The 15,046-nt window shown below is 54.3% G+C and carries 14 protein-coding genes and 1 tRNA gene; 11 read left to right on the plus strand and 4 right to left on the minus strand.

The window, feature by feature from the left end:
* Positions 1 to 41: 41 nt before the first annotated feature.
* Complete coding sequence (gene tsaD, locus GO007_RS11000; protein ID WP_095099614.1) at positions 42 to 1,055, minus strand: tRNA (adenosine(37)-N6)-threonylcarbamoyltransferase complex transferase subunit TsaD; 1,014 nt, start codon at positions 1,053 to 1,055, stop codon at positions 42 to 44.
* Between the two features lie 349 nt (positions 1,056 to 1,404).
* Between tsaD and rpsU the strand changes: the two genes are divergently transcribed.
* The 3 genes from rpsU to rpoD all read left to right on the plus strand — a co-directional run bounded on the left by rpsU (position 1,405) and on the right by rpoD (position 5,591).
* Positions 1,405 to 1,620 (plus strand): 30S ribosomal protein S21, encoded by a 216-nt coding sequence (gene rpsU / locus GO007_RS11005; RefSeq protein ID WP_001144069.1) that lies wholly within the window; start codon positions 1,405 to 1,407, stop codon positions 1,618 to 1,620.
* A gap of 230 nt (positions 1,621 to 1,850) precedes the next feature.
* On the plus strand, positions 1,851 to 3,596 hold the full coding sequence (gene dnaG / locus GO007_RS11010) for a DNA primase (RefSeq protein WP_095099616.1): 1,746 nt from the start codon (positions 1,851 to 1,853) through the stop codon (positions 3,594 to 3,596).
* Between the two features lie 150 nt (positions 3,597 to 3,746).
* Complete coding sequence (gene rpoD, locus GO007_RS11015) at positions 3,747 to 5,591, plus strand: RNA polymerase sigma factor RpoD (protein ID WP_041147303.1); 1,845 nt, start codon at positions 3,747 to 3,749, stop codon at positions 5,589 to 5,591.
* A gap of 74 nt (positions 5,592 to 5,665) precedes the next feature.
* Here the strand turns inward: rpoD and mug are convergent, their stop codons facing one another.
* The gene (mug, locus tag GO007_RS11020; RefSeq protein ID WP_095099618.1) at positions 5,666 to 6,172 is read right to left on the minus strand and encodes a G/U mismatch-specific DNA glycosylase; all 507 of its coding nucleotides are present in this window, start codon (positions 6,170 to 6,172) and stop codon (positions 5,666 to 5,668) included.
* Between the two features lie 124 nt (positions 6,173 to 6,296).
* Here mug and GO007_RS11025 point away from each other — a divergent pair.
* Positions 6,297 to 6,372 (plus strand) — tRNA-Ile (locus tag GO007_RS11025).
* A 256-nt stretch (positions 6,373 to 6,628) separates the two neighbouring features.
* Here the strand turns inward: GO007_RS11025 and GO007_RS11030 are convergent.
* On the minus strand, positions 6,629 to 7,330 hold the full coding sequence (locus GO007_RS11030; RefSeq protein WP_095099620.1) for a siderophore-interacting protein: 702 nt from the start codon (positions 7,328 to 7,330) through the stop codon (positions 6,629 to 6,631).
* Positions 7,331 to 7,348: 18 nt separating this feature from the next.
* On the minus strand, positions 7,349 to 8,053 hold the full coding sequence (locus GO007_RS11035) for a GntR family transcriptional regulator (RefSeq protein ID WP_095099622.1): 705 nt from the start codon (positions 8,051 to 8,053) through the stop codon (positions 7,349 to 7,351).
* A 189-nt stretch (positions 8,054 to 8,242) separates the two neighbouring features.
* Between GO007_RS11035 and GO007_RS11040 the strand changes: the two genes are divergently transcribed.
* From GO007_RS11040 to GO007_RS11070, 7 genes are all read left to right on the plus strand, one after another.
* Positions 8,243 to 9,058, plus strand: coding sequence for an alpha/beta fold hydrolase (locus tag GO007_RS11040; RefSeq protein ID WP_095099625.1), 816 nt, complete (start codon positions 8,243 to 8,245; stop codon positions 9,056 to 9,058).
* A 234-nt stretch (positions 9,059 to 9,292) separates the two neighbouring features.
* On the plus strand, positions 9,293 to 10,297 hold the full coding sequence (locus GO007_RS11045; protein WP_223261776.1) for a substrate-binding domain-containing protein: 1,005 nt from the start codon (positions 9,293 to 9,295) through the stop codon (positions 10,295 to 10,297).
* A 21-nt stretch (positions 10,298 to 10,318) separates the two neighbouring features.
* Positions 10,319 to 11,920 carry a sugar ABC transporter ATP-binding protein gene (locus GO007_RS11050; protein ID WP_095099629.1) on the plus strand — a complete coding sequence of 534 codons (1,602 nt, stop codon included), beginning with the start codon at positions 10,319 to 10,321 and terminating at the stop codon, positions 11,918 to 11,920.
* Positions 11,914 to 12,615: an ABC transporter permease gene (locus tag GO007_RS11055; RefSeq protein ID WP_223261777.1), complete on the plus strand. Its 702-nt coding sequence runs from the start codon at positions 11,914 to 11,916 to the stop codon at positions 12,613 to 12,615. Before GO007_RS11050 ends, GO007_RS11055 begins: the two co-directional genes overlap by 7 nt.
* Before the next feature lie 75 nt (positions 12,616 to 12,690).
* Positions 12,691 to 13,107: a RidA family protein gene (locus GO007_RS11060; RefSeq protein WP_095099631.1), complete on the plus strand. Its 417-nt coding sequence runs from the start codon at positions 12,691 to 12,693 to the stop codon at positions 13,105 to 13,107.
* Between the two features lie 26 nt (positions 13,108 to 13,133).
* The gene (locus GO007_RS11065) at positions 13,134 to 14,018 is read left to right on the plus strand and encodes a fumarylacetoacetate hydrolase family protein (protein ID WP_095099634.1); all 885 of its coding nucleotides are present in this window, start codon (positions 13,134 to 13,136) and stop codon (positions 14,016 to 14,018) included.
* Positions 14,019 to 14,037: 19 nt separating this feature from the next.
* Entirely contained in the window at positions 14,038 to 15,036 is a 999-nt protein-coding gene (locus tag GO007_RS11070) for a DODA-type extradiol aromatic ring-opening family dioxygenase (protein WP_095099636.1), read from the plus strand.
* The last annotated feature ends 10 nt before the right edge of the window (positions 15,037 to 15,046 follow it).

Here is a 15,046-nt window from a genome sequence, read left to right on the forward strand (position 1 = left end):
TCAGAAAGACAGGCCGACGCGAGGTCGGCCTGTTAGCAGGATCAGGCCGCCGGCAGCTCGGCGAGCGGCCAGCGCGGGCGCACGGTGACGCCGAGGTCGGGCTTCGCTCCGCTCCGCAGGCGCACCATTCCGGCATAGGCGATCATCGCGCCGTTATCGGTACAGAACTCGGGGCGAGCGTAGAACACTTCGCCGCCGCGCTTTTTCATCATCTCGGCCAGCTTCGCGCGCAGCGTGCGGTTGGCGCTCACGCCGCCCGCCATCACCAGGCGCTTAAAGCCGGTCTGCTCCAGCGCCCGACGGCACTTAATCATCAGCGTATCCACCACCGCATCTTCAAACGCCCGCGCAATATCCGCCCGGGTCTGCTCGTCATTTTCATTATTGCGGATGGTGTTGGCGGCAAACGTCTTCAGGCCAGAGAAGCTAAAATCCAGCCCCGGACGATCGGTCATCGGGCGCGGGAAGACGAAACGGCCTTCGCTCCCCTGGGAGGCCATTTTAGAGAGCATCGGGCCGCCGGGATAATCGAGGCCCAGCAGCTTCGCGGTTTTATCGAACGCTTCCCCTGCCGCATCATCTATCGATTCACCCAGCAGTTCATACTGACCAATACCGGTCACGCTAATCAGCTGGGTATGGCCGCCGGAAACCAGCAGCGCCACAAAGGGATAGTCCGGCGGATTATCTTCCAGCATCGGCGCCAGCAGATGCCCTTCCATATGGTGTACCGGGATCGCCGGTACGTTCCAGGCGAACGCCAGCGAACGGCCTACCGTTGCGCCAACCAGCAGCGCGCCGACCAGCCCCGGCCCGGCGGTGTAGGCAACCGCATCAATATCTTTTGCCGTCAGCCCGGCCTCTTTCAGCGCCGCCTGGATCAGCGGCACCGTTTTACGCACGTGATCGCGCGAAGCCAGCTCAGGAACCACGCCGCCGTAGTCAGCGTGTAGTTTCACCTGACTATACAATTGGTTGGCCAGCAGGCCTTGCTTATCGTCGTAAATGGCGATGCCGGTTTCATCGCAGGATGTTTCAATACCCAGTACACGCATGTCTTGTTTTACCTCGCTCTAATACCGCGCAGTTTAGGACCAATGCGGGTTGATGTATACCCTAAGAATTCCAGGCAGCAGCGCGACACGGCCCGGAGCCCACAAGGGGTACGCGGGCGGGGCGGGCGAGAAAAGCTGGCCCCGGGACGGACTCCGGGGCAGCGGACATAAAACTTTGTTCGCCCCAGGAAGAACCCTCGTGTATACTCCTCACCCTTATAAAAGTCCTTTCAAAAAGGGCGCAGGTGCTTTACAAAGCAGCAGTAGTTGCAGTAAAATTCCGCACCATTTTGAAATAAGCTGGCGCTGATGCCAGCAGCAAACCGAATTAATCAAAGGTGAGAGGCACATGCCGGTAATTAAAGTACGTGAAAACGAGCCGTTCGACGTAGCTCTGCGTCGCTTCAAGCGTTCCTGTGAAAAAGCAGGTGTTCTGGCGGAAGTTCGTCGTCGTGAGTTCTATGAAAAACCGACTACCGAACGTAAGCGCGCTAAAGCTTCTGCAGTGAAACGTCACGCGAAGAAACTGGCTCGCGAAAACGCACGCCGCACTCGTCTGTACTAATCTGTTGAGGGCTAAAGCCCTCAATTCAGGCTGAGTTGTAAGTTGTAAGGCCGTGCTTCCGGAAGGAATGCGCGGCTTATTTTCGTTTATGCATTAGCATATACGCCCCACCCTTCAGGATGCACCAAAGCAGCAAAAGAGCGAATCCCAGGAGCTGGCTGACGTCAGTGGCAGGGGGCGCATCGGCGCTGAAGCAGCTTGATGGATAAGGTGTATAATTTACGGGGCCTATGGCTGGACGAATCCCACGCGTATTTATCAATGACCTGCTGGCGCGAACCGACATCGTCGATCTTATCGACGCGCGGGTAAAGCTCAAAAAGCAGGGCAAGAACTACCACGCGTGCTGTCCATTTCATAACGAAAAAACCCCCTCTTTTACCGTCAACGGTGAAAAACAGTTTTACCACTGCTTTGGCTGCGGTGCGCACGGCAACGCCGTCGACTTCCTGATGAACTACGACAAGCTCGAGTTCGTGGAGACGGTCGAAGAGCTGGCCGCCATGCACAACCTTGAAGTGCCGTACGAAGCGGGCAACGGACCCAGTCAGATAGAACGCCATCAACGGCAAAGTCTCTATCAGCTGATGGATGGTCTGAATGCGTTTTATCAGCAGTCTTTGAAGCAGCCCGCCGCCGACCCCGCGCGCCAGTATCTGGAGAAGCGTGGTTTAAGCAGCGAGGTCATTGCGCGCTTTGCGATTGGCTACGCGCCCCCCGGTTGGGACAACGTTTTAAAACGTTTTGGCGGCAATCAGGAAAACCGCCAGTCGCTTATCGATGCCGGCATGCTGGTGACTAACGATAAGGGACGCAGTTACGACCGCTTCCGCGAACGGGTGATGTTCCCGATCCGCGATAAGCGAGGCCGGGTAATTGGTTTTGGTGGTCGCGTGCTGGGTGATGCCCTGCCGAAGTACCTTAACTCCCCGGAAACCGATATTTTCCATAAAGGTCGTCAGCTGTACGGCCTGTATGAAGCGCAGCAGAACAACGCCGAACCGCCGCGTTTGTTAGTTGTCGAAGGCTATATGGACGTCGTCGCACTGGCGCAGTACGACATTAACTATGCCGTCGCGTCGCTTGGCACGTCGACCACCGCCGACCATATTCAGCTGCTGTTCCGGGCGACCAATCAGGTCATCTGCTGTTACGACGGCGACCGGGCGGGCCGCGAGGCCGCATGGCGAGCGCTGGAGACGGCGCTACCGTATATGTCCGACGGCCGTCAGCTACGCTTTATGTTTCTGCCCGACGGCGAAGACCCGGATACGCTGGTGCGTAAAGAGGGTAAGGCCGCGTTTGAAGCGCGGATGGAGCAGGCTCAGCCGCTCTCCACGTTTTTGTTTAACAGCCTGCTGCCGCAGGTTGATTTGAGCACCCCGGACGGGCGCGCGCAGCTAAGCACGCTGGCGCTGCCGCTGATCACTCAGGTTCCGGGCGAGACGCTGCGCATTTATTTGCGCCAGGAGCTGGGCAATAAGCTGGGGATTTTAGATGACGCCCAGCTTGAACGTTTAATGCCGAAACTGACAGAAAGTGGCGCACCGCGCCCTGCGCCGCAGCTAAAACGCACGACCATGCGTATACTGATAGGACTGCTGGTGCAAAATCCGGATCTGGCGCCGCTGGTACCGCCTCTGGCAGGCCTGGATCAGCGCAAAATGCCGGGACTGGGCTTGTTCAGCGAACTGGTTAACACCTGTCTGTCTCAGCCGGGTCTGACCACCGGGCAACTTTTAGAGCAGTATCGCGGCACAAATGAGGCCACGACCCTTGAAAAACTGTCGATGTGGGACGATATAGCAGATAAAGATATCGCAGAAAAAACCTTCACCGACTCGCTCAACCATATGTTTGATTCACTGCTTGAACTGCGACAGGAAGAGTTGATAGCTCGCGATCGCACGCACGGCTTAAGCAGTGAGGAACGCCGGGAACTCTGGACTATCAGCCAGGAGCTGGCAAAAAAATGAATTGCACGGCTTAAGTGCCGAATATCGTTCGGGAAGCCCCCGACAGCCGCGCTGAGGCGCAGCGGCAATAATATAAGTACGCCCTCGCTTTAAATGCTGGCAGTTTGTCTGTCAACACCAATCAAACGAATTAAGTGTGGATACCGTCTTATGGAGCAAAACCCGCAGTCACAGCTTAAGCTTCTTGTCCAACGAGGTAAAGAGCAAGGCTATCTGACCTATGCCGAGGTCAATGACCATCTGCCGGAAGATATCGTCGACTCCGATCAGATCGAAGACATCATCCAAATGATCAATGATATGGGCATTCAGGTGATGGAAGAAGCACCGGATGCCGACGATCTGCTGCTGGCTGAAAACAGCAACAACACCGACGAAGATGCAGAAGAAGCAGCTGCACAGGTTCTGTCCAGTGTTGAATCAGAAATCGGACGCACGACCGACCCGGTGCGCATGTATATGCGCGAAATGGGTACCGTGGAACTGCTGACCCGCGAAGGCGAAATTGACATCGCTAAGCGCATCGAGGACGGGATCAATCAGGTCCAGTGCTCCGTTGCCGAATATCCGGAAGCCATTACCTACCTGCTGGAACAGTACGATCGCGTTGAAGCTGAAGAAGCGCGTCTGTCAGACCTGATCACCGGATTCGTCGATCCGAACGCCGAAGAAGACATGGCGCCAACCGCCACGCACGTCGGCTCCGAACTGTCTCAGGAAGAGATGGATGACGACGAAGAAGATGAAGAAGAAGAAGACGACGACAGCAGCGATGACGACAACAGCATCGACCCTGAGCTGGCGCGCGAGAAATTCGGTGAGCTGCGTACGCAATACGAACTGACCCGCGATACCATCAAAGCAAAAGGCCGTAGCCACGCCGCAGCACAGGAAGAAATTCTCAAGCTGTCTGAAGTCTTTAAACAGTTCCGCCTGGTACCGAAACAGTTCGATTACCTGGTCGGCAGCATGCGTAGCATGATGGACAGAGTGCGTACTCAGGAACGCATCATCATGAAGCTGTGCGTCGAACAGTGCAAAATGCCGAAGAAAAACTTCATTACGCTGTTCACCGGCAATGAAACCAGCGAAACCTGGTTCAACGCGGCTGTCGCCATGAACAAACCGTGGTCTGAAAAGCTGCACGACGTCAAAGAAGACGTTCAGCGCGGCCTGATGAAGCTGCAGCAGATTGAAGAAGAAACCGGCCTGACCATCGAGCAGGTTAAGGATATCAACCGTCGTATGTCCATCGGTGAAGCGAAAGCCCGCCGTGCGAAGAAAGAGATGGTTGAAGCAAACTTGCGTCTGGTTATTTCTATCGCCAAGAAATACACCAACCGCGGCCTGCAGTTCCTCGATCTGATTCAGGAAGGTAACATCGGTCTGATGAAGGCGGTAGATAAGTTCGAATACCGTCGCGGCTACAAGTTCTCCACCTACGCAACCTGGTGGATCCGTCAGGCGATCACCCGCTCCATCGCGGATCAGGCGCGCACCATCCGTATTCCGGTGCATATGATTGAGACCATCAACAAGCTCAACCGTATCTCCCGCCAGATGCTGCAGGAAATGGGCCGCGAGCCGACGCCGGAAGAGCTGGCCGAGCGCATGCTGATGCCGGAAGATAAAATTCGTAAGGTGCTGAAAATCGCCAAAGAGCCTATCTCCATGGAAACGCCGATCGGCGACGATGAAGATTCGCATCTGGGTGATTTCATCGAGGATACCACCCTCGAGCTGCCGCTGGACTCCGCTACCACGGAAAGCCTGCGCGCTGCCACCCACGACGTTCTGGCTGGCCTGACCGCTCGTGAAGCGAAGGTCCTGCGTATGCGTTTCGGTATCGACATGAATACCGACCACACGCTGGAAGAAGTGGGTAAACAGTTCGACGTTACCCGCGAACGTATTCGTCAGATCGAAGCGAAAGCGCTGCGCAAGCTGCGCCATCCGAGCCGCTCTGAAGTCCTGCGTAGCTTCCTGGACGATTAATCGTCAGGCAGTAAATGCAAAAAGCTCCCTACGGGGAGCTTTTTTTTGCCCGGCGTTTGCCTCCGGGACGGAAGCTATAGACCGCGCGACGCCAGCGCGTCGTCAAGCTCGCGATAGGCTTCCACCAGCTTATCCAGCGTCGCCCGGTTCAGTCCGCTGGGATTCGGCAGCACCCATAGCTCGGTCGCCCCGATAGTCTCCTGCTGCCTGCCCCACTGCACGCTGCGGGCCTGAAACGCCTTCTCAAAGGCCTGCTTGCCAAGAACCGCCAGCGCCCGCGGCTGATACTGCTCTATTTTCTGCACCAGCTCTCGCCCCCCGTTACGCAGCTCCTGCAGCGCCACTTCGCTGGCCTGCACCGTCGGACGCTCCACCAGCATGGTGATCCCGCAGCGGGTGTCGAGCAGCTGCAGCTCCTCTTCCGGCTTCAGCTGCCGGTCGGTGAAGCCCGCCTGATGAATCACCTTCCAGAAGCGATTCCCCGCATGCGCGAAATGAAAGCCGGTATGGGCGGAGGATTTTCCCGGATTGATCCCGCAGAAGACCACCCGCAGGTTCGGTGCCAGAATATCGTTAATCATCGTGCCCCCTGCTCAATAGCTAAAAGCTGATTATAAAGGATTGAAAATGCGTTGTTTATAAAAACAGCAGCCGCGCGTTTTAGGCTGGATTGCGTCTGCCAGTTACTTTATAATCCCTCGCCACGGCCCCTTAGCTCAGTGGTTAGAGCAGGCGACTCATAATCGCTTGGTCGCTGGTTCAAGTCCAGCAGGGGCCACCAAATTTTAGATTTAAAATCATATAATTAAGCCACTCGAAAGAGTGGCTTTTTTGTTACGCGATGTTATTACTGGCGTAAAAAAGACCATATCTGGTGGGCGTTTATCATAGGGACAGCGGGCCGCTTACCGAGGGCGACTATCGTCCCTGGTGTGGCAATCAAGAAAGTTGCAGGGCCAGCGCCCGGTACGAAATCGCGCTGATGCATCAATGTGAAACAAGCTCTCCGACGAAGAACCGCATCAACGGGGAGGAGATCAGCAATCCCGGTGATCGGCTTCCCCCAGCTTCCAGTAGGCGGTGATATCCGCGTTTTTCCGGCTACGTCCTGATTTGAATAGCGCCTGACGAATTTGAATGACATCGCCATGCTCTCCGGCCCCCCATACCTTTTCAGGGGCAAGGCGCTGGATTGTATTAATCACGTGCGTGCAAAAATCATCAGACCGGGGGGACAATCGGGTTACGCTAAGCGTGCAGCAGACCGGCGGCGGCGGATAATCTTGTTTGTCATCAAGAGCCAAAATAACGTGCGCGGTGACATGCGCTGCCAGCGTCGGAATAATAGCAAATATGGCAGGAATAGCCGTTTCGTCGCCGAACAGCAGCAGGGAGCCGACCCCCTCGACGGCCAGCCCTTCTCTGGGGCCGGCAAGGCGAACAATCTCTCCGGGGCGTGCGCTTTTTATCCAGCTCATGGCGGGGCCGCTGCCATGCCGAACAATATCAAGGCTAAGCGTCTGCGCCTCCTGATTCAGGCTGCTGATCGTGTAGGCCCGGCCTGGGCCCTCAGCCTCGCCGGGCGGGGTAAAAAATAGCTTCACCCAGGCGCCGGGCAGAGCATCAGCAAAATGGGCCACCGCCTCACCAGACAGCACCACACGCGTCATTCGTGGGTTGATGTCGGCGATCTGGCGAATGCAGGCCGGGCGTAACAGGCGACTTTCATGCTTATCCACACGTACCGCTCCTCTGACTCAAGGGATAAAAGATGCCTTCTTCCCGGGAGAAACCGCATTGAGCGCATTCAGCATGACGTCCCGGGTTTGATTAAGATGTTCCGTCAGTATGGCAGTCGCCCGATCGGCATCATTGGCAAGGATCGCCTCCAAAAGCTCATTGTGGTCGGCGTTGCGCTCCCCTTCTTCGGCTGTGACGGGTAATAAAACGCGCTGATAGATAGAAAAAGCCTCAGCCAGCTGTTTTATCATCAGAAACAGCCAGTCACTCCCACAATTTTCCATCATGATAAAGTTGAAATCCTCATGGCGAGAGTGCCATCCTGGATTGAGCTTTCCTGGCTCTTCTGCCAGCGTTTGTGGCGTATGCACCAGCCGATGGTTCGCTGCCACCAGCCGTGCCTGCCACTCCACATCTCGCGTTGCAATTGATTTACGCAGGGCGATACTTTCAAAAAGAATTCGCTGCTCGGTGAGATCCCGAAGGTCATCAGCATCCAGCCCACGAACGCTAAAACCCTGCTGAGGGGCCACTTCTACAAGCAATTCACCCGCCAGACGATTCAGTGCTTCCCTGATAACGTTGAGGCTGACATCAAAGCGATGGGCCAGCTCAGAAATCTTCAGCTTGTTCCCCGGTATCAGTTGTCCGGTCAGAATCAGTTCCCTGATACGAGCATAGATCGTCTGATTCAGCGACCTTCCTTCCTTGAGCGTTTTCATTGCAACCTCTGTTTAATTTTCAATAAGTTAATTTTAAAAGTCCATCATTGTGTTAATAGTAGCACAAAAGATGTTAAGAAGATATTAATACCAAAAACTTATAATTAACAAAAAAATCCATTTTTTACTTTAAAAAAGTTTTTCGCCGGGTATTATCAGCCTTACACCCCATCCGACGCAGGAGTTGATATGTCTCATACACTGAAGAGGTCATTTTTTGAGTTTGAAGGTATGGAGGTAGGTTATTACAGCGGCGGAGAGGGAGAACCGCTCATGATGATTCACGGCTCCGGCCCGGGCGCATCCAGTCTGGGAAACTGGAGCCGGGTACTGGATGACCTGAGCCAGCGTTACCGCATCTATGCGATGGATCTGATTGGCTTTGGCGTCAGCAGCCGCAAAACTGCGCCGCCCTATTTCGATTTCGGAATGTGGGTTCGCCAGGCTAAAGCGATGCTCGATTTGATCGACGCACCGCAAATCGGCGTTATTGGTCATTCTCTGTCGGCGGCAATCGCCCTGCAGCTGGCATCAGCCGATCGGCGAATTTCCGCAGTGTTAACCACCGGCGCCATTGGTGCCCCTTTTTCCGTATCCGACGCAACCAGACGTATATGGCGCTGCCCGGAAAATCGAGTCGAATTAGTGGCGGCACTTAGCACATTAATTCATGATACATCCATTATTGACGATGACTATATTGCTGCACGTGAGCCGGTTGTTTTTGCCCAAGGCTATGCCGATTACTTTAACAGCATGTTTTCCGGCGACCCACGGCAATATGTAGAACAAACGACGCTGAGTGAACAAACATTGTCGGCAATTAATTGTCCGGTAATCATGCTGCATGGCCGCGAAGATGTTCCATTCCCGCCGGAAACTTCTGAAGTGCTGGCAAAAAAGATAAAACAGGCCGATCTTTATATTCTTCATGGATGCTCGCATTCGGTAGCGTTTGAACGAAGCCGCTCCTTTTTGTCAGCGGTAAATCAGCTTTTTAGTTAATCCTTTTTCTTTTACCCGAGGTCGCTATCACGGATTATATTATTACGGGTTAATACTACATCTGGAAACATGCCGCCTTTTATTTCGAAAACGCCATTAAATCTGGGGGGATACATCTGTCCCTGTGTTTTGTGAAACGAGGAAACAATAATGAACTGGCTGTCTCAATATAAAAATACACCTGCATCTTTACGTTTAACCTGTTTTATTACATCGATAATATTTTCAGTATTAATGACCTCGCCAGCCAGAGCGGAAGAGGATCGCCTGGTGGGGCTTATCCCCGCAATAACAGCAGCAAAGCCATTTAAACTGGCGGTGACGGTAGTACACCTTAATGATGACTTTTATAAAGGTATCATTTACGGCATTACCGATGAAGCCAAACGGACTGGGGTGAATGTCGTGCAGGTTTCCGTAGCCGGTGCTTACGGCAACGTCCGTGAACAGTTTGCTCAGCTTGAAGCCTTTAAAAGCATTGGCGCCGACGTCGCCGTATTGGCCCCAGCCGCCTATAACGGTTTCGATCCCATAATCAAATCCCTTAAAGACGCGGGCATTAAGGTCGCTTCGGTCGGTATCCCGGTTGACAGCAAGAACATCGATTTTGGTGTGCTTCAGGATGACACCTATATTGGAAAGCTGATGGCCGATGCGGTGTGTAAAGCCGCTGCAAAACCGAAAAAAGTGGCGATGATCCCGGGCCCGGCCGGTGCCGAGTGGGTGCGTCTACGCTACGAGGGCTTTAAAGCTGAAGCGCAGAAATGCACCAGCCCGGTTTCAGTGATTGATTCGGCATTCGGCGGCGGCATTGATTTGCAGGAAGGGCTGGCCAAAGCGTCCGACCTGATGCTGCGTAACCCGGATATTAACTTCATTTATACCCCGCAGATTACCCTTGGCATGGGGGCCGTTCAGGCGATACGCCAGCAGCATCGCGATGCTGCCGTGGTCAGCTCCGCAATGGTGAAACGGGCGGTGCCAATGATTGAGGATGGCAAAATGCTGGCGGTGGTTTCCGAACCGGGAATCATCATGGGTCGCCTGATCGTGCAGTACGCCATTCGCGAAATGGAAAATAAACCCCTGCCCAATCTGGCCCCTGCTGGCGCCGACGGTCTGAGCTACGCCCACTATAACGTGCCGAATAAAGTGTTGGACAAGAGCAACGTAGCGACACATCCCTTTGAAACCTATGAAATTGCACCGGCGGACTGGAAAGTCCCGGCGATGCAGTAACGCGACCAGAGGGAAGTACGGATGCACAATGTAGAGACCACCACGAGTCCGAATTATCCCCTGTTGCGTATCAGCGGATTGTCCAGGCGATTTGGCGCAACCCAGGCGCTGAACAATGTCTCGGTTCAGTTTGCCGCCGGAGAAATCCACTGCTTATTGGGTGAAAACGGCGCCGGAAAATCAACCATCGGAAAAATCATCAGCGGGCTCTATCCCGCTGATGAGGGAAGTATCTGGTATGACGAACAGCGGGTAGCCTTCAACAGCTCCCGGGAAGCACGGCACGCAGGTATCGTCATGGTTTATCAGGAGCTGTCTCTGGCACCGAGTCTATCCGTACGCGCCAACCTGTGGCTGGGAGCGGAGCAAGGAAAAACGCTCCTCTCGCTCACTCGTCGCGCTCAGGAGAAGACCAGGGTAATGGAAGTCCTGACCCAGCTTGGTCTGGACGACATCGATATGGAAAGCGCGGTTGGCCATTTTCCGGTCGCGATTCAGCAACTGATTGAAATCGGCAAATCGCTGATGTCGCAACCTCGGGTCATTATTTTTGATGAGCCGACCGCCATGCTCGGCGCCGTTGAAAAAGAGATGTTCTTCAGCGTCCTGCGACGACTGCGTGAAACCGGCATCGCGTCGATACTGGTCACGCATCATATCGATGATGTACTCGCCGTCAGCGACCGCGTCACCATTATGCGCAACGGCCAGGTGGTGGATGCCTTTCAGGTAAGCCCGGAGGTAACGGCAGATTTCATCGTCTCGCGGCTGACGGGTAAAGCGCCGGGTAGCCACCGCGTGGAGAACAAGAGGGAGCAGAATTTCCCTCCCCTGCTCGACTTTGAAAATCTGCCGGTCAGCGGCGGCGGTAACAGGGTCTTCAGCTTAGGGAAAGGCGAAATACTGGGGATCTACGGCGTCGTCGGTTGCGGTGGCGACGTGCTGGTGCAAAACCTGGTGGGCTTTATCCCCACACCGTATGACGCCTCGTCTCGTTTCCGGCTGGATGGCTATGAATGGCGTCCCAAAAACGTGGTGGATGCGCTGAAAAACGGCGTGGCGTGGCTACCTGCGGGTCGGGCCAGTAATGGCGTTTATCCCACGCTGTCGATTGCTGAAAATCTGATGATGACGCAGTTGAAGGCCTTCAGCATAGCGGGATTCATCCGCTCCCGTCAGGCTGATGCCAGCGCCGATAAGATTCTCAAAGCCTGCGGGGTTAAGTTCGCCGACAAGCACGATTTACTGACCAGCCTGAGCGGCGGCAATCAGCAGAAGGTATTGCTGGCGAGGGCGATGGCAAGCGCAAAGAAAGTGCTGGTGCTGGAGGAACCCACTGCTGGGGTGGATATCGATGCCAAATACGAAATCCATCAACGCATTCGGGCGCTGGCGAACAGCGGTGTCTCGGTGATCCTGCTTTCCAGTGATTTAGCCGAAACAATGTCCCTGTGCGATACGGTCTGGACTCTGTTTCACGGCTGCGTGGTGAACACTTATCGCACGCCGGATGAGCACGACAAGGCATCAATTATTGCCGATGTGGTGGGGCAAGAAGCATCCGATGATGGCCCCAATGAATCAAGCGTTAGCCTGAAGCAGGAGTGGCCGGGGTCATGGTGATGAATCACGCCGGCATTCCCGCCGGGCTGCTGGTGATGGTGCTGGTGGGTTCCCTAACCGGCGCGGCGTCAGGCGTGCTGATCTCCTTTTTTAATACTTCGCCTCTGGTGATCACGCTGGGTATGCTCTCAGTCGCTCAGGCGTTTGCGCTGATCCTTTCCGGCGGGGTGCCAATATATGACGTTCCCGCCGCTTATATTGACGCGGTAGGTTACGGCACGCTGCTGGGGATACCGGTGATGGTATGGATTGCCGTTGCGCTGACAGCAGCTATTGGCGTACTCCTGAAATACACCCTGTTTGGCCGCTACGTTTACGCCATGGGTTCTAACGTCTCCGCCGCGTCCAAATCCGGCATTAATGTCCGCCTTAATACGGTGCTGGTTTATATGGTCAGCGGCTTCTGCGCGGGTATCGGCGCCATTATTCTCACCGCCTGGACCAGTTCCGCCCAGCCGATTGCGGCAGCGAATCTGACGCTGCAATCGCTGGCAGCCGTAGTACTTGGCGGCGTAGCGCTCACCGGCGGAGCCGGAAATTTGCGCCAGGTGATTACCGGCGTGGTGGTCCTGACGCTGCTTTCCAACGTCATGAACATGGTCGGCGTATCGGCATATTACCAGACGCTTGCTGTCGGCGTGGTCATTATTCTGGCGGTAGTCCTTGACCGATTTCGCCGTCGCGAATCGTACTGATATTCATCGCCAGTATTTATTAGAAATAGGTTGAGCATTCTTACCGTTATTTATCCTGCTATAAGGAGTGTTGCTATGTCTAAAAACGTTATATATATCAATCCTGAAAATGCCAGCCCGGCGCAGGGGCTCTACTCTAACCTGACCAAAGTCCGCGCAGGCGATCTCTATTATATCTCAGGACAGCTTGCGGTCGGTTATGACGGCAACGTGGTCGGGAAAGGCGATTTCGATGCGCAGTTTTCACAGGTATTTAAAAATCTCGGAGATGTGCTCAGCGCCGTCAATTGCGATTTTAATGATGTGGTAAAGTTCAATACCTATCTGGTGGCGTCGCAGCACATCGAAAACTTCATGAAAAATCGTGAAGCGCTTTTTCCCAGCCTGTTCGCAACCTCCGACTATGCGCCCAATACCCTGCTGGTGGTCGACCGTCTGGTGAAAGAAGAGTTTCTGATTGAAGTGGAAGCCGTCGCCCGCGCACGCGATTAATTACAGGACTGCAGGAAAGGTTAATTATGAAGCTAGTAACTTATGTCTATTCAGACAGTAAGAGAATTGGCGTTATTAATCACGCTGGAAATATTATCGACGTCAGCGACATTGTAAACTCCAATGATATGAATGTGCTTATCGAGCATTTTTCGGAAATAGAGAACAGCTTAAAATTATGCTGTGAAGGTGCAGGCAAAAACGCGGTGCCCATTGACGCCGTGCGTCTGCTGGCGCCAATCCCGGCCACGCGGCGAAATATTTTCTGTGTGGGCAAAAACTACTATGCGCACGCTGAGGAGTTCGGTAACAGCGGCTATGACTCCAGCGCGGCGGCGGGCAACGTACCGGCGAATCCTATCATCTTCAGCAAACCTACCACTTCCATCTGTGGCCCTGATGACGCCATCGACAGCACGCTGGATCCGTACAACACCATCGATTATGAAGCAGAGCTGGCGGTGGTGCTGGGTAAAAAGGGACGGATTGCACAGGACGAGGACCCCATGTCCTTCGTCTTCGGCTATACCTTGGTGAATGACGTCACTTCTCGCCACTTGCAGAAACTGCACAGCCAGTGGCTGCTGGGAAAAGGAATTGATGGGTTTTGCCCGATGGGGCCGGTTCTGGTCACCGCCGATGAGTTTGGCCTCCCCGGTAGCCAGACGGTCTCCTGCCATGTGAATGGTGAGCTGCGCCAGCAAGCGTCCGTTTCCGATCTGATTTTTGATATCCCGCGATTAATTAAAACCATCGGTCAGAATATTACCCTGCTGCCCGGGGACGTCATCGCCACCGGGACTCCCGCAGGTGTGGGTCTAGGATTTACGCCGCCCCGTTATCTTGTCCGCGGCGATAGCGTGACGGTTTCCATGAATGAAATTGGGCAGTTAACCAATACCATTATCTGATAAAAAGAAGGAAGTCCTTATGGCTAAGATTGTCAGTGCAATCAGCATGTCCCACGTTCCCGGTGCATTAGGCTGGGCCGATGCGCCTTCCCCTGAACAACGCCAGCGGCTGGCGGAAATTCATGCCAGATTAAAACAGTGTATCGATGAAACTAAGCCCAATCTGATCATTGCCTTTTTAGACGATCACTTTGAGAACAATTTTCGTAATTTAATGCCGACATTAGGCGTACCCGTCAGTGATGCGAATATCGGCCCAGCCGAATATATGATGGAAGCGCTGAAATTTGATAAACAGCACAGTATTGCCAGCAACGCTGAAATTGCACAACTGCTCCTGGAAAAGTTGATCCACGGCGGATTTGAAGCCACCCGGATGGGGCCGATTGAATACGGTAATAACCTGATGATGCCGCTGGTATTTATTAATCCGGAATTCAATATCCCGGTCGTTCCGGTATATATCAACGTCTTCTCTCCGCCGCTAATGCCCTATTCACGCGCCTACGATCTCGGTCTGAAAGTGCGTGAAATCATCGACGCTCTGCCGGATGAGTTCCGCGTGCACTTTCTCGCCACCGGGGGACTGTCGCACTGGCCTCCGGTCTGGACGGAAGGCGCGCCGGAAGGCGATGAGCTGCTGCAGCGTATGAAGGTCTACCAGACCATCGGCAAAGAGGCTCTGATAAACGACCCGACGCTCTATACCGATTTCGCTCAGTATGAAATTGAAATGATGAGCAAAATGGAGTGGCCGCTGGGTAACAGCCACCCGTTGGTCAACGAAGAGTGGGACCGCGAAATGCTGGAACATTTCGAAGCCGGTGACGTCAACTACATGCGCGCGCTGACCTACGACGAAGTGGAAGATCGCGGCGGCCACGGTGGCCATGAGGCCCTGAACTGGGTGGCGCTAATGGGAGCAATGAAAGGGGCCCGTCCGGACTATGTTGCCTATGAATCGGTACCGGAGTGGATCACCGGCATGAGCTATCTGACCTATCCAGGCCAGAAATAAGAGGAAGCGT

Source organism: Klebsiella sp. 10-1 (assembly GCF_009758445.1).
Classification (GTDB): Bacteria; Pseudomonadota; Gammaproteobacteria; order Enterobacterales; family Enterobacteriaceae; genus Klebsiella; species Klebsiella scottii.